This is a genomic window from Rhodococcus sp. ACS1 (genome assembly GCF_002300155.1).
Lineage (GTDB): Bacteria > Actinomycetota > Actinomycetes > Mycobacteriales > Mycobacteriaceae > Rhodococcus_F > Rhodococcus_F koreensis.
This window is the reverse complement of the sequence record NZ_NSDZ01000008.1, coordinates 523,987-550,529: the sequence shown is the minus strand read 5'-3', so window position 1 is coordinate 550,529 and position 26,543 is coordinate 523,987. Positions and strand designations below refer to the sequence as shown.

The following is a 26,543-nucleotide window of genomic DNA, read 5'->3' as shown; positions in this document are numbered from 1 at the left end:
AACACTTGTTACGGCTGACCTGTTGCGTGTATCGTCCATTTCAGCGATTGTAGTGTGCATCACAGATCGAACCAACCCGGACCCCTGAGCCCCAGCGCCACCGCCTGACCAGGACGATCCGCGATCGAAGGAATCCCACAAACAATGAACGATGTATCCATCCGGACCGTCGAAGTCACCGGAAACGCCTACGAACGGGGACATGCCTACGGCTCCGCGACCGGCGACCTGATCAACGACGCCGTCGCCTACTACCAGGACGCCTTCCACGTCCAGACCGGCATGACCTGGAACGATGTCAAAGATCAGGCCGCGCATTGGCTGCGGTTGTGCGAACAGCACGCCCCGGAACTGGTCACCGAACTGCGCGGGGTGGCCGACGGCGCCTCCCGCGACGTGCTCGACCTGATGGCGCTCAACGCCCGCGGCGAGATCATCTACGACGCCGGCAGCAGTCCGGCATCCCCCAACCCCGCGACCGAGAACGACGAGCGGGAGAGCGCGGACGGATGCACCTCGTTCGTCCTCACCGACGGCGCCTCCGGCGACGGCCACATGTACGTCGGCCAGAACTGGGACTGGCGTGCCGCGACCCAAAAAACCCTTGTCGCCCTGAGGGTTGTCCAGGATCCGTTGCCGACCGTCATCATGCAGGTGGAGGCCGGGCAAATCGGCAGGCACGGGGTGAACTCGGCCGGAATCGCCCTCAACGCGAATGGTCTCGGCGGGCGGTTCGATTCTGCGATCGGACTGCCGCAGACCTTCATCCGTCGGATGGTGCTCGATCAGAGCGAGCTTCCCGACGCGCTCAACGTGCTCGCCCGCACCATCCCGCACATCGCCGGCAACGCCGTCCTCTCGCACCGTTCCGGCTTCTCCGTGGACCTTGAGATCACCCCCCACGGCATCGACTGGATCTACCCCGATGACGGACTTCTGGTCCACGGCAACCATTTCCAAGGGAGGATCCCGCCCCAGCTGGCCGGTCGGTACCGGCCGGTCTCGGTGGATTCCCTGTTCCGAGTACCCCAGGCGACCAAAGGCATGGCCGCCGTGCGGTACGCCGAAGACCGCTCGGAGGCGCTCGCGCTGGTGCGGGCCGCAATGTCGGATCATCTCGGCTACCCCGAATCGGTGTGCACTCACCCCGACGAGCGGCGTCCGAGGGTGCGGCAGTGGGCGACAGTGCTTTCGAGTTGCGTCGACCTCACCACCGGCGACTACTTCGTGACCAACGGGACCCCGTGCGATCACGAGTACGAGCAGCTGCCGTGGAACGCATTCGACGGTCCTTCCTCCCGCCACCCACACGTTTCACCCGTAAAGGCCATCCGATGATTCGACATGCCTCGTCCCGCACCCGAATCGGGTGCTACCTGGCTCTTCCTGCCGCGGCCGTGCTGCTCAGCGGATGCACCGCCACACCGTCGGGCACCACGGCAGCCGCGTTGCCTTACGCAGCCGACACGGCAGCCGCCGCCGGTCCCACGTCGACAGTCTCCTGGATGCTGCCGGATGAGCCGGCCACCTTCGACACCGACATCGACAGCGGCGCCTCGGAGAACACGATTCTCGCGAACGTGTGCGAGCGGCTGATGGAGGTCCAACCCGATCTGACCACCTCCCCCCGCCTCGCTGAGACCGTGCGATGGGTCGACGACACCCATGTGGTGTTCGCCCTACGAACCGACGCGGTCTTCCACGACGGCAGCCCGGTCACCGCCGACGACGTGCTGTGGAGCATGCAGCGCCACGCCCGCGAGGACGCGGACGAATCCGACGAGTACGCGAACGTGGAATCGATCGCCAAGACAGGTCCCGCCGAAATCACCGTGATCATGAAGCAGCCGGATGCGACGTTCATCCAAGCGATGGCCGGAAACGGTGGGGTGATCTGGAATCCACGCGTCGTGCAGGCCCAGGGCGAGAACTTCGGCACGCCGTCGAGCCCGGACGCCTGCTCGGGCCCATACCAACTCACCGACTGGTCGCCCGGGAGCAGTGTCACGATCACCAAGTCTCCGACGTACTGGGACAGGAGCCGACCGGTTCTCGCAGAGGAAGTGCGCTTCACCTGGGCAGACCAGTCCGCCGTGGTGAACTCGCTGACCAGCTCCGACATCGACGGCGCCTACCTGGACGGCCCGGCGGCCGCGGTAGCGTTACGCGGCGCCGACAATGTGGCCCTCACCCAGGGGCCCGCCACGAACGCCTGGTCGCTCCTTCCCACCGACCGCGGCGGCGCCACCGACGAGCGGATCCGCAAGGCACTGTCCCTTGCCCTGAACCGCACCGGCATCTCGAAAGCCGCCTTCGGTGGGCTGGCGCAACCGTCGAAGACCCCGGTCGGCCCCGGCGCGTGGGGTTACCAGCGGGAGGCGTTCGAAGCAGCCTACGACCAGCTGCCCGGCGCACCCGCCGAACCATCCGACGCCGACCTGTCCGCCGCGAAAGCACTGGTCGCCGAGGCTGATACGTCGGAATCACCGATCGTGGTGGCCAGTGACGGGCAGTCCACCCGCGGGGTGATCGCCAGCGCCCTCGTCGACGCCGCACGCAAGATCGGGCTCGACGCCGAGATCGTCACCGTCCCGAACCAGCAGTACGGCGACTTCTACACCGACGAGACCCTGCGCAACCAGGCCGACTTCTGGATCGACGAGTACTACATCTCCAAGAACGATCCGATCGGCTTCTACAAGAACGGCGCCTCCACCGCCCGCGTGAACTTCGCGGGATACACGAACCCGGACTACGACACCACCGTCAAGACCGCCCAACGCACCCTCGACGACGCCGAGCGCGCCGCCCTGGTGAACACCCTGCAGCAGTTGTGGGCGGCGTCCGCCGTATGGATCCCCGTCGTTCAGGCCCCCTCCACGCTCGCCCTGTCCACCCACATCACCGGTGCACCGGCATCCGCGGCGTACCTGTACTACCCGTGGGCCGCCGCTCTCGGAAGCTCGGAGAAGAACTGATGCTTACTCCACTGCGCCGGGCCGCCGGCATGCTCGTCACCCTCGTAGTGAGCTCATTCGTCATCTTCGCCGCGATGTACGCCGCCCCCGGTGATCCGGTCACCGTGCTGATCGGCAACCCGGAGAACATGACCCCCGAGCGGGTCGCGGCGGTGCGCGCCCAGTACCACCTCGACGACTCGATGCTCGCCCAGTACTGGCACTGGGCCACCAACGCTCTCACCGGCAACCTCGGAGAATCGGCACAGTACCGTCAGCCGGTGGCTGACCTGATGGCCAGCCGCATCCCCAACTCGCTGGCGCTGGTCGCCTACGCCACGGTGTTGTTCGCGGTGTTCGGTATCGGGCTCGGCGTGATCGCGGCCCTGCGCCGCGGCCGGGCTGCCGACTCGATCGTCGTCGCGGCGACCACCCTCGCCGCCTCGGTGCCCACCTTCGTGATCGGAATCTTCCTGATCTCCCAGTTCTCGGTGCGGCTCGGCTGGTTCCCGGTCATGGGAGCAGGAGAAGGCGTCCTGGACAAGATCCACCATCTGACCCTGCCCGCGCTGTCGCTGGCAATCGGCGCTCTGGCAATCGTCAGCCGGGTGACCCGGCAGACCATGGTCGAACAACTCGATGCCGACCACGTCAGTGCAGCGCGCAGTTTCGGCGTGGCAGAGCGCAAGATCGTGACCCGGCACGTGCTACGCAACTCCTGGGGCCCGATCATCACGATGGTCGCGTTGGTGGTGGCCAGCCTCCTCGCCGGCACCGTCGTCATCGAAAGCGTCTTCGGGATCAGCGGCGTCGGAGCCCTGCTCGTCGACGCCATCAACGCCCACGACTTCGCGGTCGTGCAAGCGGTCCTGCTGTACATGGTGATCGGCTACATGATCGTCACCACCCTCGTCGATTTACTTCTCCCGCTCCTCGACCCACGAATCAACAGCAAGGTGAGTTCGTCATGAGCACAACACTTGCCCACACCGTCGTCAGCACCCCACACACCACACCAGCCCGCACACTGCGTCTCGGGTACTGGACCGCGATCGCCTTCCTAGCCCTGGTGATTCTCGTGGCCCTCGCCGCACCCTGGGTTGCGCCCTACCCCCCGGACGCCATCGACTTCGACGCCATCTGGGAAGGTCCCAGCACTGCGCACCTGCTCGGCACCGACCAACTCGGCCGAGACCTACTCTCCCGCATCATCTTCGGAGCTCGGGCAAGCCTTCTCGGCCCGCTCGTACTGTTGATCATCGCCACCGCGCTGGGTGTAGCGATCGGCACCGTCGCGGCGTGGAAGGGCGGCTGGGTCGACACCCTGCTCGCCCGCATCACCGACGTGATGTTCGCGTTCCCCGGACTGCTGTTCGTCGTGTTGATGATCGCGGTCTTCGGCAAGGGCCCGTTCACGGCAGTCATCGCACTCGGCTTGGCGTTCGCTCCGGTGATCGCCAAGTTCACCCGCAGCATCGCCCTCTCCGAATTGTCCCGCCCGTACATCGACGCCTATCGCGTCCAAGGCGTCGGAGCGGTCACCGTGTGCGTGCGCTACGTCATCCCCAACCTCGCACCCGCACTGCTGGGATACCTGGTGGTGCTCTTCGGTGAGGGGCTGATGGGACTGGCCACACTCAGCTACCTCGGCTTCGGCTCCCAACCGCCAAGTTCCGAATGGGGCCTGATGGTCCAAGAAGGCCAGGACGGCATACTGCTCGGCTTCTTCTGGCCCACCGCCGTACCCGGCATCGCGATCGCAGCTGTCGTCGTCGCCGTCAACATCATCGGCGTCCGCATCGCCGACCGACTCGACTCCCGGAGGTAGACGATGCTGCTCAATATCGAGAACCTGACCCTGGACTACGAATCTCCTACCGGGCGGACACGGATCCTCACCGAGGTCAGCCTGCACGTAGATCAGGGCGAAACAGTCGGCTTGGTAGGCGAATCCGGCTCCGGCAAGTCCAGCACCGCCCGCGCCGCGCTGCGCCTCCTCGACGCCAACGCCCGCATCACCGGAACCATTCGCATCGACGGCACCAACATCACCGCCGCCGACCCGAAAACGCTGCGCACGGTCCGCTCACACCAGGTGGGAATCATCCACCAAGACCCCCGCGCCTCCCTCAACCCGGTCCGCCGCATCGGGGACTCGCTGACCGAGCGACTCGTCCACGTCCACGGCGTGAGCAGGCAACAGGCCCGCAGCACCGGATTGGAACTACTCGACGCCGTCGGCATCAACCGACCCGAACAGCGCATGAAGCAGTTCCCGCACGAGCTCTCCGGCGGCATGCTCCAGCGGGTGGTGATCGCCGCCGCCCTCAGCGCCCAGCCACGGCTGCTCGTCGCCGACGAAGCCACCAGCGCACTGGATGTCACCACCCAGGCCGAAGTGCTCGCCATCCTGCGCGCAGTCCAGGACGAGCGCCGTCTCGGGATGCTGTTCATCACCCACGATCTGCACCTCGCCGCCGCGTTCTGCGATCGCGTGTATGTCATGTACCGCGGCCAGGTGCTCGAAGAACGGCGCGGAGAAGACCTGTTCGCCGGAGCGGAACACGACTACACCCGGACACTTCTCGACGCTGCGCCCACCCTTCCGCGACCGAAGGAACCGACACGATGAGCAATCCGCCCACCGCCTCCACCCTGATCGCCACCAACCTCCATAAGACCTTCCGCGTCGGCAGACACCAGCCCGCGATCACCGCAGTGGACAACGTGTCGTTCACGATCGGCCACGGGGAATCCCTGGGGTTGGTCGGCGAGTCCGGGTCGGGCAAGTCCACCATCGCCCGCATCGTCGCCGGCCTCGAACGCCCGGACTCGGGCACCCTGTTCGTCGACGGCCACGACCGCCTGTCCACAGCCCACGGCAAGGCCCACCGGTTGCGCAGGGCGCGGGAAGTACAGATGGTATTCCAGGACCCCTACGGCTCCCTTGACCGTCGGCTGACCGTGCAGCAATGCCTCGAACACGCGATAACACTGCACAGCGGCAGGCTCCCCGGCGCCGAAAAGCAGTCCCGCGTGCGGGAACTACTCGACCAGGTGCGGCTCGCCGACACACACGCCGCATCGAAGCCCCACCAGCTCAGCGGTGGGCAACGTCAACGAGTGGCGATTGCGCGGGCGCTGGCAGTCCTGCCGAGCGTGGTCATCCTCGACGAGGCCGTCTCCGCCCTCGACGTCTCCGTCCAGGCCCAGATCCTCGCCCTGCTCGACGAGATCCGGGAGCAGTCCGGAGTCGGGTTGCTCTTCGTCAGCCACGATCTCGCCGTGGTCGCCGAAGTCACCCAACGCGTCCTCGTTCTCTACAAGGGCGTCATCGTCGAGGAAGGGGCCACAGCCGGAGTGCTGCAGGCACCCCAGCATCCGTATACCCGGCTGCTGGTGTCCTCGACCCCCAGAGAGGGCTGGGACCCTGCCGCCATCGTCGAACAACGCCGCCGCTTCAACGCCGAACAACACAACACCACCCGCTCGGGCGCATCCTCGGCCCGCACAATCGCCCTCGCCTGACCGCCTCCGCCCAGTGGATCCCTCCACACGAGAAGCAACCACCCACCCACCACACCCCATGTCCATCGTCTGCACGCCCAAGTGCCTCCAACGAATGCGCCCGGGCAGGGCATCTCCCGCCCTTCGCCTTCCCATCTTCCCCTCGCGGTGAGCACACATCCGACTCACCGCCCGATGCTTTACCCACCGCTGTCATGTCACACCCACTCATTAGGAATGATTCGCTCGATGAGCCCGCTGCACCAAACAGTTGCCGAACGACTCGACCTCGCGATCTTGTGGGCGCCGCCGGCCTCGCCTGTTGCGTCAAGCATGCCAGCCCACAGCAGCGATATCCTAAGGACAAAGCACTGTGAGGTGAGCCATGGCTATACCCCCTCCCCGGCCTTTCGGTCCGATCTGGATATCAGCGAGCGGGAATGGCCCATGAATTACATCGGACATGGAGCCAAGCCTCGTACTCCAACGGGGGACTGACAGCCGATGGCCGCAGACGATCCGCTCGAGACGCACCGCGCCGTCGTTTCCGCAGTCACGGCAGAGTTGAACGCGGCCGGATTCGCGGACGCACACGAGATCGGTCATGGCGGGTTCGGTGTCGTCTACCGCTGTGTCCAAACCGCGCTAGACCGCATCGTGGCAGTAAAGGTCCTCACTGCCGACCTCGACGAGGAGAACCAGGCACGCTTCGTCCGCGAGCAGCGTGCGATGGGCCGGTTGACCGGGCACCCGAACATCGTCACAATTCTTCAGGTCGGCGCAACTAACAGTGGTCGCCCCTATATCGTGATGCCCTATTATCCTCAGGATTCGTTGGATGTCTGGATCCGCGGCCAGGGTCCGCTTGGGTTGGAACACGCGCTTCGGCTCGGTGTGAAGATTGCCGGCGCTCTGGAGACCGCCCATCGCCTCGGGATCCTTCATCGAGATGTGAAACCCGGGAACATTCTGATCACCGAATACGGCGATCCGGCATTGACCGACCTAGGTATCGCCCACATCGTCGGCGGATTCGAGACCGCCGTCGGCTCGCTCACGGGTTCCCCGGCGTTCACCGCCCCTGAGGTACTTAGGGGTGAGCCACCGAGCCCCTCCTCGGACATCTACAGCCTCGGAGCCACTTTGTTCTGCGCCATCACCGGTCACGCCGCTTTCGAACGCCACAGTGGTGAGCAAATCGTCGCACAGTTCTTGCGAATCGCTACGCACTCTGTTCCCGACCTCCGGGAGCAGGGAATCTCCGACGACGTGTCTGCGGCTATCGAACGGTCTATGTCCGCAGATCCCCATGATCGCCACGCCTCAGCGGCCGAGTTTGGAGAGGAACTGCGGCGAGTCCAACACCGCAAGGGTTTCCCCGTCGACGAGATGGCGATACGTACCGGCCCTCAGGAATCACCAACAGGCTGGAACTACTCCAGAAATAGTTCAGGAAGCGTCGAGCCCCCGGCGGGTGGTTTCCGACCCTCGTTCGCCGGGGAACATTCTTTGCAAAGTCCTGCACCCGACAGTGATCGTGTGGCTCCTCCCTCACTTCAAGGCAGGATAGGGAACCTGCCCCTCGAGTTGACCAGTTTCGTCGGTCGCCGCGGAGAGCTGACCGATACAAAGAAGATGCTGTCGGTCTCGCGCCTGGTGACTTTGACCGGAACTGGAGGCGTTGGCAAAACACGTCTCGCGCTACGGGCAGCCTCAGACATGCGCCGTGCGTTCGCCGACGGCGTATGGCTCATCGAGCTGGGTGAGCTGGGCGACGGGCAGCTACTGCCGGACGTGGTGGCAGCCGCTCTGGGATTGCGAAATCAATCCGCTCGTCCGGCCCGAGACTTAGTACTCGAGTATCTCGGGCCACGTCACGTGCTGCTCTTGCTGGACAACTGTGAGCAGATAGTGGATGCGACCGCCGCTTTGGCCGAAGCCTTGCTGAGGAGCTGTCCCGAACTGCGGATACTGGCGACAAGCCGTGAGACCCTTGCAATCGGCGGCGAAGCAGCACTTCGGGTTCCACCGCTGACCTCCCCTAGCCCGGACCACCCACCGCCGCTACAAGGTTTGGCCCGGTACGACGCAGTTACGTTATTTGTGGAACGGGCCACCGCCGCCGTGCCGACGTTTGCACTTACCGAGGACAACCGGGTAACAATCACGCGGATCTGCCATCAACTGGACGGCATCCCGCTAGCGATAGAGTTGGCCGCGGCGCGGTTGCGGGCGATGTCTGCCGCGCAGATCCTCGAGCACTTGGCCGACCGGTACCGGCTGCTGTCCTTGGGCGCGAGGGGTGTACCGCCGCGGCAGCAGACTCTCCAATTGTGCATGGACTGGAGCCACGGGCTGTGCACCCCGCGCGAACAACAGGCCTGGGCGCGGTTGTCTGTGTTCGCGGGTGGTTTCGAACTGGACGCAGCGGTCGGCATCTACGCCGGGGAATTGAAGGCAGAGGACCTGCTCGATGTCGTTGCCTCTTTGGTTGACAAGTCGATCCTGATCCGGGAAGAGCCGGGCACCACAGTGCGGTATCGACTGCTCGAGACTCTACGCGACTATGGCCGCGAGAATCTGCGAGAATCTGGTGAATACGGAGCGATGCGCCGCAAGCACCGCGACTGGTACCAACAATTGGTGCTGCAAGCTGAGACCGAATGGATCAGCAACCGGCAACTCGAATGGATCGCCCGCCTGAGGCGGGAGCATCTGAACCTGTCTGAGGCACTCGATTTCTGTGCGACCGAGCCCGGAGAGTCCGAGGCCGGTCTGCGAATCGCCGCCGCTTTATACCCGTTCTGGTTCTCCCAGGGCCTGCTCAGCGAAGGCAGACGATCACTCGATCGTGCACTGAAGGGTGCGAATCAGAGGCCCACGACCGATCGAGTCAAAGCCTTGTGCACCGCAAGCATGCTCGCAGGAAGACAGGGCGACCTCAATTCTGGCACGGCACTGATCGACGAAGGCAACGAGATAGTCGAACAGTTGGGTGACACCCACACGCATGCCCTCATCACCTATGCCCGAGGGCTACTGGCGCTCTTCGGTGGCTATACCACCGAGGCGCTCGCGGACTTGGCGAGTGCGCTCGAACAGTTCCACGCAGAGGGAAATCTACTTCTCCAGGTTGGAACCCAACAGGTCCTCGCGCTGGCACATGCCCTGCACGGAGACTCTCGTCGGGCGATCGTCGCCTACGAGGAGGCGATCGCGCTCACAGAAATGCACGGCGAGTTGGTTTATCGGTCCTACTCGCAGTGGGCTATGGCAATCGTAGTGTGGCGGCAGGGAGATCTCGGTCGAGCGGCCAGCCTGTTCGAACGGGGCCTGCACCTCACCCGCCAAGTAGACGACCCACTCGGCACCGCCTGGTGCATAGAAGGACTGGCCTGGATTGCAGCAGCCAACAAGCATGCCGAACGCGCCGGCAGGCTCCTCGGCGCCGCGGAAGCGTTGCGGCTAACCGTAGGAAACCCTATGGTCAACGTCCTCAACCTGCGCGCCGATCACGAGAGGTGCGCACAGCAAACTCGCCGCGCGCTTGGCGAGCGGGCCTTCGACACCGCCCGCAGTCACGGCCGGAGCTTGGGATTTGACGATGCAATCGCGTACGCGCTCGGTGAAGAATCCCGGGCCGCGAAGCCGGCCTCCGATACGACGAGCTTGACCAAGCGCGAACGGCAGGTGGCAGACCTAGTCTCCCAAGGAATGACGAACAAGGCGATCGCCACCAACCTGGTGATATCAGTGCGCACCGCACAGGGACACGTCGAGCACATTCTCGCCAAACTCGGTTTCACCTCGCGCGCGCAGATCGCCGCCTGGGTCGTGGAACAGGATCAGAGGTCTTGACGTGCCTGATCGTGTCCTCGAGTCGAGTTCGAGAGGACGCAACGGCGGTCGCAACCATCAGTTGTACCGAATATACAGCGGTCCAATCAATTTAGATATCAGCCCTGCACTTGAGCCAGCCGGGCGAATTTGGGAGTTGAAGACCCGCATGAGGTGAACGAGGTGCGGTTGCGTCCCCTTTCTCCGACAACTGCGGGAGACGAGTCTCATCAAAATCACTCTTCCGTGATCTGTTGTGTGGCTTAGCTATACGGTGTTGACGACGTGCTTGCGGAGCAGGTCCAGGTTTGCGCGTCCCCAAATCTGACGTTTGAACCCTTTCGAGAATTCCGTGGAATCTGGCCGCGGGAATGATCATTACTCCACGGTGTCGACCGCAGACCTTCAGGAGGTGGCTTGATGGGCACAATTGTGTTGGAGGAGAAGTTATGGTTCATCGTCAGTGGGCGTCGAAGCCGTCACAGTTGTCTTCATGTCTGGTGAGGCCGCCGGCTGGCTGACGACGGTGCGCAGGTGGGCGATTTCGGTGGCGAGCCCGGTCAGGTCCGGGCTTCGGTTTGCCGGGGACCGATATCTGCCAACAATGACCCGCGCCTGTCCGGCGACGGCGGTGAAGAGTGATCGGGTGACCGCAGTGGCAAGCTCTGCGCAGACCCGCCCGCCTCCGAACAGCACACTTTCACTCACCCGCAGTCCTCATGGGTAATAGAGCATCGAGTCTCGAGATCGTGGAGCGGTGCCGCTCGGCCTTGAAGCCTCATCCGCGCGGTTCGGCGTCGGCTGCCCGGTCGTATGGGTGCGCTGCGAGGACACCGAGGTGCGTTGAGTCTCGATCCCCACCGACCGGCAGGGGCGGACAGAGCGGATGGACCGTCGCTCCAGGAACCTGTCCGCAACCGCATGATCGTCGCCCTAGAGGTGCGCAGTCGTCAATTGCCGTCCAGACCGGCCTCGGCCTTGACCGCGGCGGCTTCGATGCGCAGCAGCCCGGTGTGGGTGCGTCGCAATAGCGGCGCAGTCCGGGCTTGGCTTTGAGCGAGCCGACCAGTTCGTATGCGGCTGCGGTGCCCAGCTGTCGGAGCCGTCTATCAGCCCCCGTAGACATTCCTTCGCCGAGGATGAACGCAATCGCATGCATAGCCGCCTCTAGCACGTTGAGGTCGTCGGCCGCGAGCGGCGCGAAGGTGCAGGCGGGCGCGGCGGCTGATTGCAAGAGTCCGAGCGTCGACATCGTGCCATCCGCCCTCGGTGGCCCGAACTTCCCCACCAGCGAGCAGTGTTCACCGTGGCGGTTTGTCGGGTTCCGAGGCGGCCTTGCTGGCGTTTTCGAGCCGGGGTGATCGGAGAGTAGGTAAGAATCGGGTTGAGATTGCGCACCGACCGGCGCAGCAACCTATCGAGCATCGCCGCGGAAGCTCTTCTCGGGCGGCCAGACCCTGGCATCGTCGGCGACCTGCAGCTCTGCGTTAATTTGATGTCAGCGGTTGCCAAATGCCCTCAATAGTTTGATACTCCTCTAAATATCAATATGAAGGAGTGGAAGTGATCGAATCGTTGGAGCGTCAGCCAGTCGCTGACCGGGCCGTCGAAGTTATTGATGTGGGGGCCCTTCCGCCTCTGGGTGTTGTGCCCCACAGCATGCACGCTCAGGTCGTTCGACCGGAACGCTACGGAGATCCGTCAACCGCCTTCGTTCATGAGGTGGTAGACACGCCGGAAATCGGTGCCGGTGAAGTGCTCATCGCAGTGATGGCTGCCGGTGTCAACTACAACAATGTCTGGGCCGCCCGCGGGTACCCGGTCGACCAGGTCGCGACCCGGCAGCGGCGCGGGGAGCAGGAGAGCTTCCACATCGGCGGGTCCGACGCGTCGGGCATCGTCTACGCCGTCGGATCGAATGTGAGCAACATTGCGGTCGGAGACGAGGTCGTCATCCACCCCGGAGTGTGGGACGAGGACGACTCCTGGATTGCCGCAGGCCGGGACCAGATGATCGCACCGAGCGCGAAGATCTGGGGCTACGACACCAACTACGGGTCGTTCGGGCAATTCGCCCGCGTACAGGCTCACCAAGTTCTCCCCAAGGCACCTCACCTGAGCTGGGCCGAAGCGGCCGCCCCCACCCTGGTGGGCACCACGGCGTACCGGATGCTGCACGGCTGGAAGGGAAACACCGTCGCCGAGGGCGACCTGGTGCTGGTGTGGGGCGGCTCTGGCGGCCTCGGCACTCAGGCCTGCCAATTGGTGCGAGAGGCCGGCGGACGAGCAGTCGCCGTGGTCTCCGACGATGAGCGTGGCGCATTCGCCATGAAGTACGGGGCCATCGGATACATCAACCGACGCGACTTCGACCATTGGGGAATTCCGCCGCTGGTCGACGACGCGGAGGGACAGAAGAAGTGGACCGCGAGCGCACGCGCATTCGGGAAGGAGATCTGGGAGATCGCCGGTGAACGGGAGGATCCGGCCATCGTGTTCGAGCACCCCGGTGCATCCACCATCCCCACCAGCATCTTCGTCTGTCAGCCCGGCGGCATGGTCACCATCTGCGCCGGCACCACAGGCTTCGACGCCATGGTCGACCTGCGCTACCACTGGACCCGCCAGAAGCGCCTGCAGGGCTCGCACGGAACCAATGACGAGCAGGCCATCGCCTACAACCAACTGGTGGTCGACGGAAAGATCGACCCCTGCGTCGGGCGCGTCCTTCCGATGGACGATATTCCGCTCTCCCACGCTCAGATGGGACGCGGCGAAGAGGTCTTCGGCAACACCGTCCACCTGATCGGTGCCACCACACCCGAAGAGGGCCGCCGGTCCTGACCCATCCCGGCACAGCAGAACCAACGACGAAGGTGCACAATATGACACGCGCATGGCAAGTTCACGAGTACGGAGAACCCGGATCGGTCCTCACGCTCGGAAACGTCCCCGACCTGAACCCTGGAGACGGACAGGTCCGCGTGCGCGTGGCCGCCACCTCGTGCAACTTCGCCGACGTTCTGCTGTGCCGAGGTCAGTACCAGCACAAGCCAGTCCCCCCGTTCACCCCCGGTCTCGAGGTCTGCGGGATCATTGACGGCATCGGGGAAGGAGTCGACCCCACCCTTCTCGGGACCAGGATCGTAGGACAACCGATACTTCCCCACGGGGGCTTCGCCGAGACGGCTCTGATGAACGCCGCCGACACGTACAGCGTTCCTGGACTCATCGACGACAGCACGGCCGCCACATTGCATTTGACCTACCTCACGGCCTTCCTCGGACTGCACCGCAGAGCCGCAATGCGAGCGGGAGACACCGTCGTGGTCACAGCGGCCGCCGGAGGGGTAGGTTCAGCCGCTGTTCAAATCGCCCGCGCCGCCGGTGCACGAGTCATCGGAATCGTTTCCGGAGCGGACAAGGCCGACGCAGCGGCCCGCATGGGTGCCGACACAGTCATCGACCGCACGACCGCCGACGTGATCGAATGTGTTCGTGCTGCCGCACCGGACGGAGCCGACATTGTCTTCGACACAGCCGGTGGCCAAGCGTACGAACTGGCCACGAAGTACATCGCATTCGAAGGCCGCATCATCGTGGTCGGGTTCGCCAGCGGGTCGATACCGCAACCCCACCTCAATCACGCCTTCGTCAAGAACTACACCATCTCTGGGCTGCACTGGTCGCTGTATCAGCGATACCGACCCGAACTCGTTCGACATGCACAAACGGCGATCTTCGAGATGGCTTCTAAAGGCAAGATCGAGCCGCTGATCACGGCACAGGTGGGTCTCGACGACCTTCCCGACGCACTCGAAGACCTCGCCCGCGGTCGAACCCAGGGGAAGATGGTAGTTACACCACAACATTGAAGACAACAGATGCGATTTAAACACAAATTGCCGAGCGTGCTGTCGCATAGCGGCCGCGGTGATGTCGAGCTGCTCGTGCGTGGAAACCTCCACTGACACAGGACAAGCACAGGAACGACTATGAGCGTCGGACCGTACCCGGCCCGGCGGCAAGGTGCATCAAGCTCGATCCTTCGAAGGCGGTCATCACAGTGCGCGATAGATCGATTGGCAAGCCCTATCCATACTTTTTCTTATACCAAGGACACCCCCGATGAGTCTCCCATCTAGTAACCGCGGTCTTCCGCTGAATCAGATGCTGGAACTCAACACCCAACTCAGAATCGCGTATCGAAGACTAAGTCGGTCGATCGACACCGCGCTCAGAAAGCATGGTTTGACCTTTGCCAAGTACGAGGTACTGGCCGTTCTGGTCGATTCTGACGAGCCGGTGACCCTCGTACCCCTCTCCGATTACCTTCGACGCCACTGGACAACAACAAGCGCGACCGTGGACAGACTCGAACATCAAGGCATGGCCGCACGCCGACCGAATCCTGCCAACCGACGCCAAGTACTGATCGACGTCACCCAGGGCGGGCGCGCAGCGCATGCCCGAGCCACTAGCGCATTGCGATCCCTCGCCGAAGGCGTGGACGCACCATACCCAGCAGACCGGTCACCAGGGGACCCCAAGTTCGGTCCGGACCCAGTACTGGTACAAGCTTTGACGCTGGCCGAGAACCATGATCAGGGCCTCGGTCTCTTCAATGACCCGGCCGCACGGATGTCGTGCGCGACGACTCGTCAGACGGTCGAGTGCGGCGGTGACCTCATCGAAGATGAGGACTCGCCGTAACCCCCAGCATTGCAGCCTTGCCCATCGCGGCCATGTTGGTTTACTTTTCTGGTCGAGCTGCGGACCAAGGTGTGGTCCCGGACCAGTCTGCTCGAACAGGTTCACGCTCTACCGTCACGACCGCCTCAATACCAGGTGCACCGGTGCAGCCCAACCCCCGCGGGACAACGATGCGCGACACGGCAGCGATTTGACCTCCGCCACTACCTGAAACCCCTGCGGGCCGCACCCCGCCCTGCCGACAATGCGTCGATCTCGATGAGTGACCGATCTCCTCGGCTCCCTGTGTCCAACGATTCCAGGTGGCCAAGTTCGATGATCCTGCAGAACGTCACGGGGAACGCGTTACGCCGTCGTGCGGTGGGTCCTTTGCGGTCTCGGCAAGCGCCTCGGCGAAAACATCGCGTTCTATGTCTACACAATCTTCGTGATCGCCTATGCGACCACCCACCACGGCTTCCATCGCGGTGACGGCATCTGGCCGTCACGTTCGCCTCACTGTTCCAATTCACCGGCATGATCGGCGGCGGCGTGGTCCGAGCCGGTCGGCCACAAGATCGCGTTGCTCCGGCCCGCGATCATCCTGGTCGTGTTGGCTCCGGTGTTCTTCTGGCTCATCCAGCTCGAGAGTATTGCGGTGTCGATGGTGCGTAGGCAATCTCGAGCACCGTCGACTTCGGCCACTACGATCTCGGTGTACGAGGGGTCGTTCACAGGGATCGCGACATCAATGAGATTCCCGGGCCCGTCCGGAATCTGGGTGCGGGTTCCGGATCGGGGTGCTCGGGTGGATCCTCGCTAGTCGGTGACGCCTTCTGCACGGGCAGCGGCGGCGACTGCCTCCGCGACAGCGGGGGCGACGCGAGGATCGAGCGGGCTGGGAACGATCTTGTTCACAGCCAGCTCGTCACCGACGACCGAGAGGATTGCCTCGGCGGCGGCGAGCTTCATACCTTCGGTGATCCGGCGGGCACCGGCATCGAGCGCACCCCGGAACACCCCGGGGAAGGCAAGCACATTGTTGATCTGGTTCGGGAAATCCGAGCGCCCGGTGGCCACGATCGCCGCATGCTTGCGGGCGATGTCCGGGTGGATCTCCGGGTCCGGGTTCGACAACGCAAACACGATCGAATCCTTCGCCATCGTCGCGATCAGCTCCTCCGGCACGGTGCCCGCGGACACCCCGAGGAACACGTCCGCCCCGTTGAGGGCTTCGGCGGTGCCGCCGCGGCGGCCGGCGGGGTTGGTGCGCGCGGCCAGGTCGACCTTGACCTCGTTCAGGTCCTTGCGGTCGGCGGAGACGATGCCCTTGGAGTCGAGGACGGTCACGTCGGCGATCCCGGCGGCGAGCAGGATGTTCGCGCAGGCGACACCGGCGGCGCCGGCACCGGAGATGACGACCCGCAGCTGGTGGATGTCGCGGTCCTGGACCGTGACCGCACCCTCGAGGGCAGCGAGGACGACGATGGCGGTGCCGTGCTGGTCGTCATGCATGACCGGGCAGTCCAGGGCCTCGATGACCCGCTTTTCGATCTCGAAGCAGCGCGGCGCGGAGATGTCCTCCAAGTTGACCGCCCCGAAGCTCGGGCGCAGCCGGATCAGGGTTTCGACGATCTCGTCGGGATCCTTGGTATCGAGAACCAGCGGGATCGAGTTCAGGCCCGCGAAGTTCTTGAACAGGGCGGACTTGCCCTCCATCACGGGAAGCGAGGCCCGGGGGCCGATGTCCCCGAGACCGAGTACCGCGGAGCCGTCACTGACGACGACCACCAGGCGGCTGGTCCAGGTGTACCGGTCGGCGAGGGTTTCGTCGGCGGCGATGGCGCGGGAGACCTGCGCGACGCCGGGGGTGTAGGCGATGGACAGATCCCGCTGGGTGTCGAGCGGGGCGGTCAGTTCGACGGACAACTTGCCGCCGAGATGCCCGGCGAAGATCTCCTCCGCCGTCAGCTCGACCTTCTGCGGTGTGGTGGGTTCGGACACGACAGTCACGGCTGTTACTCCAAAGGTGTTGGGAGGGACTCGGTGGTGGGAATTCAGTGCACGTCGGCGAACCGGGCCGCGGGTGCGGGTGTGGGTGCGGAGAGCACCTTGCCGGACCAGCTGTGGTGGGCGGGGTCGGCGAGAAAGACGAGGGCGGTGTCGAAATCCGGTGTGATGTGCTCGCCGGAAAACGCGGGTGACGGGAGTTCGTCGACCAAGCGGATGGTGTTGACCTGTACGGTCCGCGCGCTGATGTCGTGTGCCGCGGCGGCCGTGAACGCCTCGATCGCGCCGCCGATCACCTGACGGGCCAGGGTGGCTTCCCCTGTGTCAGCGGCTGATCGGTCCACGCCGACGACCGTGACGATGGATCCTGCGTGATTGCGGTCACTCATCGACTGCATCGCCCGGCGCACGGTGGTGAACAACATCCGCAGGTGAGCGTGGAGGAATCGGTCCCAGTCGTGGGGATGGATCGACTGGAGTGACGTGCCGGTGGATTCGGGTCCGGGGATCCACGCGGCGTGAATGACGGTGTCGATCTGGCCGTGGGTGTCTTCGACGGCGGTGAACAGCCGGTCGACCTCCCCGCCGATGCTGAGATCGGCGACGGCGGCGGTCGCGCGGCCACCGATGCCGGTGATGTCCTGGGCAATCTGCTCGGCCGCCTCCGAGGTGAAACTGTGTGCGATGACGTCGAATCCGTGCATGCCGAGAGTGCGGGCGGCAGAGGTGCCCTCAGGCTGTTCGACACCGGTGACCAGGACCAGTCTGTCTCGAGTGGGTTTAGTCTGCGGGTTCAGCTGCGTGGAGTCCAACGAGGGGTCGTCCTTACTTGGGATGCCTTGACCGATTTCGCCTATTTCTCCGGTTCGGGGGCGTCCGCCTGCAACTCCCCCACCTCGGTCTTGAGGATCCGCATCGAGCGTCCCAGGCCGCGGGCGGCGTCCGGAAGTTTCTTCGACCCGAACAGCACCACGAGCACCGCCGCGATGATCGCCCAGTGGCTCGGGCTCAGCGCCCCCACTACTGGGGCTTCTCACCGTCGGGGTACACGGCGTCCACCTCGACCTCGACGAGCCAGCCCGCGGCGGGCAGGCTCGCGACCTCGAGCGCGAACCGGCTGGGACGCGCGGAGTTCCGTTCCATCGGGGCGGCCGGCTCCGCGGTGCCGAGCGGAACCAGTTCGGTGTCGCCGGTGTCGAGGTTGGTGTTCGCGAAGAACTGCCGGTAGGCGCGGTTCCAGCCGGCGTAGTCGGCGCGGTCGGTGCCGGGGGCGTTGTCGAGGAACACCCGCATGGTCACGACGTCCTCGAGCGTCAGTCCCTGTGCCTCGAGATTGTCGCGAATCCGCTTCAGCGCGTTGATGCCCTGCGCTTCGGTGATCGTGACTCCGGCCGGGAGTGCGCCGCCCGCGAACACGTCGGTGTCGATGTACGACTCCGGGGTGCTCTCGGGTGCGGCCTTGTTGGACGCGCCCGGACCGATGCCGCTCGACTTGTAGACGGCGGTGCCGCCACCGATGGCCACACCCTGCGCGATCATCGGATTCGCCTCGCCGGCTTCGAGAACGGACTTCGAGACGAACGCGCTGCCGGGCGCTTCCGCTGCCGCCTCCTCGGAGGAGCACGACGTCGCCCCGGCGATCAGAGCGGATGCGGCGAGCGCGGCGGTCACGGCCTTGGTACGAAAAGACTTCACTGTTCGGGCTCCTTGTTCTTCGGATGTGTCAGGCTTCCTGGGCCACGCGCTCGTGGATGTGGGTGACGACGTCGCGGGCGGACGTCAGGGCGCCGTGCTGCCAGGCGATGGCGTTGGACAGGTGGTCGCCGGCGAAGTAGATCTTGTCGACGGGTTCGAGCAGCTTCTCGTATTCGGGAGTGGCCGCCCCGCCGTGCGAGCCGCCGCTGCCCGCCCAGTTCGCCCAGGCACTCTCGGAGTACTTGGTGCGCCGCCAGCTGCCCGAGAACGACGACGAGATGTCGCGGGTGTACTTCTCGCCGTGGATCTCCGAGCCCTCCGCGATCGCCTTGGCGAGCCGCTGGCGGTGGGTGAGGGACTCGAACGCCTCCTGACGCTTGCCACTGCTGTAGTAGGCGACGACCACGCCGCGATCGGAGTTGTAGTGGTCGTACGGGAACATGATCTGCGAGATGTCCTTGTCGGTGTTGGATGCGCCGCCGTAGATGCGGTCCTCCGTCTCCCACCACCGGCGCGAGTACTCGATGCCGAGCTTTCCGGACGACGACGGCTTGGCCGCCTTCAGCGCGGTGAGCACGTCGCCGGGCAGATTGTTCTGCAGTCGTCCGACGAGGTGCGGCGGGATCGTGCAGATCGCGTAGTCGGCGGTGATCGACTTCTTCGAGCCGCCGGCGGTGTATTCGACGGTGACGCCTTCGGACACGTTCTTCATCGACGTCACCTCGGCGCCGAAGACGATGTTGTCGGTGCCGATCCTGTCCTGGAACGCGTAGTAGATCCGGTCCATGCCGCCGACCGGGGTGAACATCATCATCGCCTGGTCGTAGCCGAAGTCGAAGCTGAAGTTGCGGCCGATGCCGCTGCGGATCACTTCCTGCATCGCGAACGGCTTCTTCTCGGTGCCGAAGTTCAGGCCGGCTCCGGGCTCGGAATCGTAACCGCGACGCGAGGATCCGAGGTAGCGGCCGTCGTCGGACAGGTCACCGAAGTCGCTGAGGAACTCCGACAGCGCGTCCTTGTCCTCCCGGCTCAGCACCTGGTCCAGGGCGCCCTGATCGGTGGCCTTCTTCAGCAGCTCCGACATGTAGCCGAACGTGTCGGCCTTCGCGGCCCGGTAGGTGACGGACTGGCCCGACAGCGACGTGCCGCTCTGGTAGTTCACGAACGTGTTGGCGTTCTGGTTTCCGAAGCCCTGGATCTCGACGCCGAGTTCGCGGCAGTAGTCGAGCGTGATGTGGCTCTGCGGGATGCGGGTGGCGCCGACGTTGTAGAAGTGACCCTCCGAGAACGTGCACTTCTGCGTCTCGCCGCTCAGGTCGGTCTCCTCGGTGCCGCCCCGTGCGGTCCAGACGCGGCCACCGGGCCGGGTGCGGGCCTCGAGGACCGTCACCGTGTACCCGGCCTTCTGCAGTTCGAATGCCGAACACAGACCGGCGGGGCCGCCGCCGAGCACGACCACGGAGTGGCTGCCCTTCACCTTGCCGATCAGGTCGCCGGCCGCGAGCGGCTGGAAGGTGCGGGCGGGCGCAGCGGTCGACGGTGCGAGCCCGAGCGTCGACATCGCGCCGTACGCGAGGCCTGCGCCTCCGGTGGCCCCGAGGCCCTTCATGAAAGATCTACGTGTGAATGCCAATTCGCGCTCCCATTCTTGCGCCCGGCGACCCGGGATTCATCTGTCACACAGACAGCTACTTTGTTGCGAAAGTGTCCGAATCAACGAGAGCGGGAGTTGGTTGGCCCCTACCGACCGACAGCCCAGGTGCCGCGCCTTGCGTATCGAGGGAGGTCTGGAGACCCCTACCATCGATTCGGAAGTGTTCACGAGATTCTCCATGCTCGGCACGCTTTTCACGTCACGCGCAGACCTGAGAATCCTGGTAGTTGCTCATACGTTCGGCAAGCCGCTCTTGATACACCGCCACGTTTTGCATTTTGATGCTTTCGTAGCCACGGATACCGTCAGGCAACTCGGCGATCTCCATCGCTAGCTCTAGATTGTCTTCGGCCAGTCCCGACGTCACCCGTCGGATAGTGGCTGTGTACTCGCGGATGAGTTCGCGCTCGAGACGACGGAGTTTGGCGTAACCGAAGGGGTCTAGCCAGGTGCCGCGCAACCCGCGCATGGCGCGCAGAACTGCCAGGATCGGCCGGGACCATGGCCCCAGGCTGAGTTTGCTCGACATTCCGAGCGCCCGTAGGAAGGGCGGGTGCAGCCGGTAGCGCGCGCGGTAACCCTCGCCGAATTGAGACACCAGCTCGCGCTCGAGCTGGGGATCAAGGCAAAGCCTTGCCACTTCGTACTCGTCCTTGTATGCCATCAGTTTGTAGAGATACCGAGCGACGGACTCGGTGAATTGTGTGGAACCGGGCGACACCTGTTCCTCGGCGCGCCGCGCCCACTCGACCTGATCTGCATAGGTTTGGGCGTAGGCGCCGTTCTGATATCCGATGAGGTCATCGACCCGTGCTAGCACTATCCGGGCGAGTTCGGAGCCTTCAGCGGCGCTGACTTGGCCTGCTATTTCTCGGGCTTCGGCGCTGGTCTCAGCAGGCTCTGTTGTCACCTGTGCAGCGAACAATATCGCCTTCAGGCTGTCGGGATCGCTGACCAATTGCCTCCCTCGCCTGAATGCCTGCAGATTTCGCTCGACCGCGACGCCGTTGAGCTTGATCGCAGTTTCGATGGCGTCCCACGGCAGAGGGAGGGCACCCCGCTGGTAGGCGACACCAAGCAGCAGCACGTTTGCGTACTGGTCGTCGTCGAAGAGGTCCAACGTCCACTGTCGCGCGTCGACAAAGTGGGTGTCACCTTCGCGAGTGACATGGGCAATGCGATCGACAGTCTGGTCGGATCGGGGAAAGGCGATGTTGGTATCGGTGACCATTGCGCCAGTCGGCACCTCTGCGGTGGAAACCACGGCAACCGTTCGACCTTTCGTCGCGACCGTGAGGTTGGCGGGGTCTGCTGCGACGAGCACATCGCATCCCAGATAGAGATCGGCCAATCCTGTCCCGATCTTGTTGGCCTGCTCGAGGCGTTCTGTGGAGATCCGCACATCGGATACCACTGCGCCGCCCTTTTGGGCGAGACCTGTCTGGTCGAGGGCCTGAACATAGTGGCCGGCTTGTGCTGCCGCCGTCGCGAGCATTTGGGCGATGGTCACCACGCCCGTACCGCCGATGCCGGTGATCCGCACGGAGAAGCTGTCGGTGGGCACAACGAACTCCGGGGACGGCAGTTCGTCTGAGCAGATGTCCGGAGCAGTGAGACGTGGGGTGCTCCGCCCTGGCGTAACTGACAGGAAGGAGGGGCAGTCCCCGTCTAGACAGGAATAGTCTTTATTGCACGACGCCTGGTGAATCTTGGTCTTGCGCCCATATTCGGTTTGGACGGGCTGGACTGACAAGCAGTTCGATTTCTCCCCGCAGTCGCCGCATCCTTCGCAGGCGCGTTCGTTGATGAAGACTCGCGTCTGCGGGTCGTCAGCGAGATGACGCTTGCGCTTGCGCCGGAGTTCCGTTGCGCACTCCTGGTCGTGGATGACGACGGTGACCCCGGCAATGCCGGCAAGCTCATTTTGAATCTGAACGAGATCGTCACGGTGACGGAGCTGAACTCCGGACGGAAGTTTGACCTTGCGGTAGCGTCGGGGCTCTTCGGTGGTGATGATGATTCGCGCTGCGCCCTCCGCCTTCAGCTCTTGTGCGATTGCCGGCACGGACATCTTGCCGACCGCCTGCTGCCCCCCGGTCATCGCAACTGCGGAATTGTAAAGCACTTTGAAGGTAATGTTGGCGCCGCTAGCGATGGCGGCGCGGATGGCGAGGCTGCCGGAGTGGTGAAAGGTCCCGTCGCCCATGTTCTGAATCATGTGGTCGCGGGAGAGGAATGGTGACGCTCCGATCCACAACGCACCTTCCCCGCCCATCTGGGTTAGCCCGATGACCTCTCCCACCCGATCTGGGTTCATGATTGTGACCATCCCAGCACACCCCATCCCGGCGCCGGTGAGGGAATCTCCGGGGACCTCGGTCGACCGGTTGTGTGGACAGCCGGAGCAGAAGAATGGGGTGCGTGCCAGAAGGGGGAGCGCCACTGGACGCCTGTGCGTGACATCGGGTTGGGGGCGTTCGGGAAGGGTTAGATACTGTCCCAGACGGCTGGCCAGCGCCTCAGCGATGTGGTCGGGCGTCAGATCAGCATCCGAGCGCAACAACTGGCTACCATCAGGACTGGTCTTTCCGGAAACTGCCGGTGCACAATCGGTGCCATACAGGATGTCTTTGATTGCGGCTTCGATGAATGAACGCTTCTCCTCCACGACGATCAGTTCATCGAGACCGTCCGAAAAGGCGCGAATCTCTTCGGGAATCAAGGGATGGACCAGGGCCAGTTTCAGCAGCCGAACACCTTTGTCCGCCAATTCGGATTCTGTTAGGCCGAGATTCAGCAAGGCTTGTCGAACGTCGAGATAGGAGCTCCCAGCGACGATCAGACCGACTCTTGCCGCTGCACCCTCCTGGCCGTGCACGGAGTTGATGGCGTTCGCCGCGGCGTATCGACGCGCCTGAGCGAGACGATCACTGAAGAGGCTGCGCTCCAGACGGGCGATCGTGGGCTGCACAAAGGACGCGGAAACCTCATGTAGATAATCACTTTGTGGTTTCACGGGGTCGACCCGCGAGGGGCCGACCCGAACGGTGGAAGAACCGTCCGCAACATTGGTCGCGATCTTCACCGCCACCCAGAGCCCGCTCGCCCGCGACATTTCGATTCCGTGGACTCCGAGGTCGAGAATGTCCTGCGGGTCGGACGGCGAGAGCACGGGCATCCCGAGTTCGGCGAGGGCGATCTCCGAGCTACTGGGGACGGTCGACGACTTGGCTACAGAGTCGTCACCGACAATGACCAGCGCCCCTCCGCCCGGGTGCGCACCACCGAGGTTCGCGTGCCTGAGGGCATCCGTGGCGCGATCGAGACCGGGCGCCTTCCCGTACCAAATACCAATAACCCCATCACCTTCAAATCCCCGGAGTTGGGCCGCGAGCTGGCTGCCCTGTACCGCATTGGCCGCCAGCTCCTCGTTCACGCCCGGTTGGAAGACCACTCCTCCGCTCGCGAGCAGCGCCGCATTACGTGTGAGCTCAAGGTCGTACCCCGCCAGCGGAGATCCCTCATATCCCGAGATGAACGCTCTGGTGTCTCGGCCACCAGTCCGATCTCGGCCCACAAGATCCAACGGAAGCCGAACCAGCGCCTGAAGGCCCGATAGGTAGACGGTTCCTTGCTCGGTTCGGTAGCGGTCGTCAAGGCGTGGGGTGGTATCGAGGCTCACAGAGGCTTCCTTCATTTGCAACGTGCAGTATCACTGCACTCCATTGTGGTTGTTGATACACACAAGTGTCATCGTGTGAATCACGGACTTACCCGCCCTCTCACGCCTATGCTTGTGGAAACTCACAGGCTTGACGAGGAGCAGCATGCCCGACCGCCCGGTGACCGTCCTATGTCGATCCGCGATTGAACGACTGCCTGAATGGGCTCCACGCGTTGTCGACTCGATCCGAACCGAAATTCGCGAGTACGCCGCAGTCCCATTGCAACAGCACATTGGGCACGTTCTGATGCTGCAAGAAGGACTATTGAGGGCGCTTATGGAGACCCGGGGACCAAACGCCGACGACCTGGAGCGGGCAGCGAATCTGGGCCGGCTACGCGCATCTCAGGGAATTAGCATGGAGGCCGTGATCGGTGGGTACCATGTCAGCGATCGCGAACTGTGGAAGCTACTCGACGGTGTAGCCGAGACCGCTCCTCAACGCACACTCCTGCCCGCGCTTGCGACCATCATGTGGGAAACAATCGGACCCGTCAGTGCGGCGATCGCGGACGCGCACGCAGCGGCAACACACAGCGCCCAAGCTCGCGACCTCCGCCTGCGATACCGATTCGCGGATCTCTTGGTCGCCGGGATCCTCACTTCTGAGACGAATGTCCTGTCCGACACGCTCGGCTTTTCCTGCGCCGACGACTTCACCGCCCTGCTCGTGCGCCCGGCGAAGACTGAAACCGTAACCCCCCTCGTCGATTCGGTCCGTGGAGGGGCGGTCCTGTGCGCTCAACTCGAACTCCACGACTCGGTACTTATACTGTCTCAGGATCGCAACATCTCGGACCTAATCAATAGGATTCGGGTTGCGTTACCGTCGTGCGTCATCGGGGCGGGAATGCACCGAAACGGACTACGCGGAGCCGTCGACTCAATCGAAGACGCTCGACTGTGCGTGAGACTGGCCTCGGCGGCACAGCCCGTACAGCACTTCGAATCCGCATGGTTTGCCGCCACCATGGTAGCCGCGGGAGACCGGCTCGGTGGCCTCGCCGCTCCCGGGGCCGAAGCTGCCCGCGCACACCCGCACTTGCCTGAAACCGTGATCACTTATGCGAACTCGGGCTTCTCGACCGCAACCACAGCAGAGAAACTGGCAATCCACCCGAACACAGTCGCGTATCGCCTGGATCGATGGCGAGATCTGACCGGCTGGAATCCCAGGACCCTTGACGGCGTCACCCGCACGCTGTTGACGACGATTTCGCCATCCGGCCAACACGAATCACAGTCTGACCACGCGGACAAAGTCGCACGCAATCGTGAAAGTTCAGGTACTACAGTCGATCAGCCAGACGACGTCAGGCCCAGGATTGACGACCGGACAGATTCAGGTGGCTGATGCGGAAAGCTCCACCGGCGGCAGGACAGGGGAGAAGCAGGCCGGTCATAGTCGCCGGCAATGCATCCGAATCGGCGCCCATGTGCGGGGATCATCGCAACCATCGTCGTCGAGAACGACCACCTTCGGTTCCGCTACAGCACGGAATACCTTTCTCTATGCCTGAGAGCAACAAGCCGGTCCGAAACTCTCAACGGCCGTCGAAGCAGAAAACGGTAAGCCTGTCCCGACTACAGAACGTCGTTGCATGTCCTGGGAGTACCCTTCGGACCCTGCACCGGGGTTCAAGAAGCCCGCGATTAGCTGAACTTTGTCAGCTCACTTCCTTCAGGTAGTTGTAGATCGTGAACCGCGATACCTGCAAATGTAAGGCCGCGAGATCGACTCCATTTCGCAACGAGAAGAACCCACGGTCTTGCAGGTCCGAAACGACTGCGACCTTGTGTTCCTTCTTCATCAGGCTGACTGGCACTCCGCTCCGGCCGATACTGTCGGTAAGTAGTGCAGTGGCGAGTTCGTCAACATCCCGCGCGAATATCTCTGATCCAGGCTCACTTTGACGAGCATCGCGCCCCTCTGGGCTCCGTTCTCCAGGGGAGACTTCGTCAGTGCTCGCTGACGTTCCAGAACCGAGTGCAGCATCGACGATCGCCTTCACTCTACGCAGCTGTGTTACATCATTGTTGATGCCAAGTGCGCCTACCGGGGTATGGTTTCGATCTCGCAGGAGGATAGACGACCACATGATCACTCGACCATCATCGAGCAACGTCGATCTATTGTGCAGATCCTCCGGCCGTTTGGCCGAAGCCTGCTTCAGTAGGGCACCAGGCGTGGGGTCGCCGACTCGCCTATGTGTCACATCGCCTGCGATTGCGAGAATCGAACGGTCAGGGTGGCGCAAGTCGTGAAGTACGATCTCAGTTCCTGAGGGAAGACAGCCATTGAGCGCTGTTATAACCAGCGTTGCGGTGGCCAGCAGGTCCTCCGCGGACATCGCGCTGTCTTGGTATTCATCACCGATTGAGGGTCGCATTGCCATCCTTCGTCCGCGGAAGCCGTCTCACAATCTTCAACTATAGGTAGCACCAGCGGCGCACCCCCACTGCATCA

General features: G+C 63.7%; 18 protein-coding genes and 1 pseudogene. 12 read left to right on the top strand and 7 right to left on the bottom strand.

The window, feature by feature from the left end; all coding sequences use genetic code 11:
• The first annotated feature begins 144 nt into the window (after positions 1 to 144).
• The 11 genes and pseudogenes from CJ179_RS36805 to CJ179_RS53290 all read left to right on the top strand — a co-directional run.
• Positions 145 to 1,338 carry a C45 family peptidase gene (locus tag CJ179_RS36805; RefSeq protein WP_095864711.1) on the top strand — a complete coding sequence of 398 codons (1,194 nt, stop codon included), beginning with the start codon at positions 145 to 147 and terminating at the stop codon, positions 1,336 to 1,338.
• The gene (locus CJ179_RS36800; RefSeq protein WP_095864710.1) at positions 1,335 to 2,978 is read left to right on the top strand and encodes an ABC transporter substrate-binding protein; all 1,644 of its coding nucleotides are present in this window, start codon (positions 1,335 to 1,337) and stop codon (positions 2,976 to 2,978) included. Before CJ179_RS36805 ends, CJ179_RS36800 begins: the two co-directional genes overlap by 4 nt.
• On the top strand, positions 2,978 to 3,928 hold the full coding sequence (locus CJ179_RS36795; RefSeq protein WP_179377790.1) for an ABC transporter permease: 951 nt from the start codon (positions 2,978 to 2,980) through the stop codon (positions 3,926 to 3,928). Before CJ179_RS36800 ends, CJ179_RS36795 begins: the two co-directional genes overlap by 1 nt.
• A complete protein-coding gene (locus CJ179_RS36790) occupies positions 3,925 to 4,785 on the top strand; it encodes an ABC transporter permease (RefSeq protein WP_095864709.1) in 861 nt (286 codons plus the stop codon). The genes CJ179_RS36795 and CJ179_RS36790 overlap by 4 nt, the downstream gene beginning before the upstream one ends.
• Positions 4,786 to 4,788: 3 nt before the next feature.
• Complete coding sequence (locus CJ179_RS36785) at positions 4,789 to 5,589, top strand: ABC transporter ATP-binding protein (protein WP_095864708.1); 801 nt, start codon at positions 4,789 to 4,791, stop codon at positions 5,587 to 5,589.
• The gene (locus CJ179_RS36780) at positions 5,586 to 6,485 is read left to right on the top strand and encodes an ABC transporter ATP-binding protein (protein ID WP_095864707.1); all 900 of its coding nucleotides are present in this window, start codon (positions 5,586 to 5,588) and stop codon (positions 6,483 to 6,485) included. The genes CJ179_RS36785 and CJ179_RS36780 overlap by 4 nt, the downstream gene beginning before the upstream one ends.
• A 483-nt stretch (positions 6,486 to 6,968) precedes the next feature.
• Positions 6,969 to 10,322: a protein kinase gene (locus CJ179_RS36775; protein ID WP_095864706.1), complete on the top strand. Its 3,354-nt coding sequence runs from the start codon at positions 6,969 to 6,971 to the stop codon at positions 10,320 to 10,322.
• A gap of 1,536 nt (positions 10,323 to 11,858) precedes the next feature.
• Positions 11,859 to 13,145: a crotonyl-CoA carboxylase/reductase gene (gene ccrA, locus CJ179_RS36770; RefSeq protein WP_306454268.1), complete on the top strand. Its 1,287-nt coding sequence runs from the start codon at positions 11,859 to 11,861 to the stop codon at positions 13,143 to 13,145.
• A 41-nt stretch (positions 13,146 to 13,186) separates the two neighbouring features.
• Positions 13,187 to 14,176: an NADPH:quinone oxidoreductase family protein gene (locus tag CJ179_RS36765; protein ID WP_073366429.1), complete on the top strand. Its 990-nt coding sequence runs from the start codon at positions 13,187 to 13,189 to the stop codon at positions 14,174 to 14,176.
• Between the two features lie 295 nt (positions 14,177 to 14,471).
• A complete protein-coding gene (locus CJ179_RS50910) occupies positions 14,472 to 15,014 on the top strand; it encodes a MarR family winged helix-turn-helix transcriptional regulator (RefSeq protein ID WP_218834885.1) in 543 nt (180 codons plus the stop codon).
• 358 nt (positions 15,015 to 15,372) lie between these two features.
• Positions 15,373 to 15,663 (top strand): annotated as a pseudogene (locus CJ179_RS53290) (arabinose ABC transporter permease); the annotation flags it as partial.
• Between the two features lie 149 nt (positions 15,664 to 15,812).
• Here CJ179_RS53290 and CJ179_RS36755 read toward each other — a convergent pair.
• The 6 genes from CJ179_RS36755 to CJ179_RS36730 all read right to left on the bottom strand — a co-directional run bounded on the left by CJ179_RS36755 (position 15,813) and on the right by CJ179_RS36730 (position 24,034).
• On the bottom strand, positions 15,813 to 17,006 hold the full coding sequence (locus CJ179_RS36755) for an NADP-dependent malic enzyme (protein WP_095864705.1): 1,194 nt from the start codon (positions 17,004 to 17,006) through the stop codon (positions 15,813 to 15,815).
• 44 nt (positions 17,007 to 17,050) lie between these two features.
• Positions 17,051 to 17,815: an SDR family NAD(P)-dependent oxidoreductase gene (locus CJ179_RS36750; RefSeq protein WP_095864704.1), complete on the bottom strand. Its 765-nt coding sequence runs from the start codon at positions 17,813 to 17,815 to the stop codon at positions 17,051 to 17,053.
• Positions 17,816 to 17,856: 41 nt separating this feature from the next.
• Entirely contained in the window at positions 17,857 to 18,024 is a 168-nt protein-coding gene (tatA, locus tag CJ179_RS36745) for a Sec-independent protein translocase subunit TatA (RefSeq protein ID WP_095864703.1), read from the bottom strand.
• The gene (locus tag CJ179_RS36740; RefSeq protein WP_005252048.1) at positions 18,024 to 18,698 is read right to left on the bottom strand and encodes a Rid family hydrolase; all 675 of its coding nucleotides are present in this window, start codon (positions 18,696 to 18,698) and stop codon (positions 18,024 to 18,026) included. The genes tatA and CJ179_RS36740 overlap by 1 nt, the downstream gene beginning before the upstream one ends.
• 28 nt (positions 18,699 to 18,726) lie before the next feature.
• Complete coding sequence (locus tag CJ179_RS36735; protein ID WP_095864702.1) at positions 18,727 to 20,307, bottom strand: FAD-dependent oxidoreductase; 1,581 nt, start codon at positions 20,305 to 20,307, stop codon at positions 18,727 to 18,729.
• Between the two features lie 244 nt (positions 20,308 to 20,551).
• Positions 20,552 to 24,034, bottom strand: coding sequence for an indolepyruvate ferredoxin oxidoreductase family protein (locus CJ179_RS36730; protein WP_373560175.1), 3,483 nt, complete (start codon positions 24,032 to 24,034; stop codon positions 20,552 to 20,554).
• A 400-nt stretch (positions 24,035 to 24,434) separates the two neighbouring features.
• On the opposite strand from CJ179_RS36730, the gene CJ179_RS36725 reads away from it, so the two are divergent.
• Positions 24,435 to 25,430, top strand: coding sequence for a CdaR family transcriptional regulator (locus CJ179_RS36725; RefSeq protein WP_179377788.1), 996 nt, complete (start codon positions 24,435 to 24,437; stop codon positions 25,428 to 25,430).
• Between the two features lie 313 nt (positions 25,431 to 25,743).
• On the opposite strand, the gene CJ179_RS36720 is transcribed toward CJ179_RS36725, so the two are convergent.
• Positions 25,744 to 26,466 carry a transcriptional regulator gene (locus tag CJ179_RS36720; protein WP_179377787.1) on the bottom strand — a complete coding sequence of 241 codons (723 nt, stop codon included), beginning with the start codon at positions 26,464 to 26,466 and terminating at the stop codon, positions 25,744 to 25,746.
• Positions 26,467 to 26,543 lie beyond the last annotated feature (77 nt).

What these genes read in the sequence shown, in the direction of transcription:
- CJ179_RS36805 (WP_095864711.1), top strand. Translation starts at nt 145, where the DNA reads ATGAACGATGTATCCATCCGGACCGTCGAAGTCACCGGAAACGCCTAC.
- CJ179_RS36800 (WP_095864710.1), top strand. Translation starts at nt 1,335, where the DNA reads ATGATTCGACATGCCTCGTCCCGCACCCGAATCGGGTGCTACCTGGCT.
- CJ179_RS36795 (WP_179377790.1), top strand. Translation starts at nt 2,978, where the DNA reads ATGCTTACTCCACTGCGCCGGGCCGCCGGCATGCTCGTCACCCTCGTA.
- CJ179_RS36790 (WP_095864709.1), top strand. Translation starts at nt 3,925, where the DNA reads ATGAGCACAACACTTGCCCACACCGTCGTCAGCACCCCACACACCACA.
- CJ179_RS36785 (WP_095864708.1), top strand. Translation starts at nt 4,789, where the DNA reads ATGCTGCTCAATATCGAGAACCTGACCCTGGACTACGAATCTCCTACC.
- CJ179_RS36780 (WP_095864707.1), top strand. Translation starts at nt 5,586, where the DNA reads ATGAGCAATCCGCCCACCGCCTCCACCCTGATCGCCACCAACCTCCAT.
- CJ179_RS36775 (WP_095864706.1), top strand. Translation starts at nt 6,969, where the DNA reads ATGGCCGCAGACGATCCGCTCGAGACGCACCGCGCCGTCGTTTCCGCA.
- CJ179_RS36765 (WP_073366429.1), top strand. Translation starts at nt 13,187, where the DNA reads ATGACACGCGCATGGCAAGTTCACGAGTACGGAGAACCCGGATCGGTC.
- CJ179_RS50910 (WP_218834885.1), top strand. Translation starts at nt 14,472, where the DNA reads ATGCTGGAACTCAACACCCAACTCAGAATCGCGTATCGAAGACTAAGT.
- CJ179_RS36735 (WP_095864702.1), bottom strand. Translation starts at nt 20,307, where the DNA reads ATGAAGGGCCTCGGGGCCACCGGAGGCGCAGGCCTCGCGTACGGCGCG.
- CJ179_RS36725 (WP_179377788.1), top strand. Translation starts at nt 24,435, where the DNA reads ATGGAGGCCGTGATCGGTGGGTACCATGTCAGCGATCGCGAACTGTGG.
- CJ179_RS36720 (WP_179377787.1), bottom strand. Translation starts at nt 26,466, where the DNA reads ATGCGACCCTCAATCGGTGATGAATACCAAGACAGCGCGATGTCCGCG.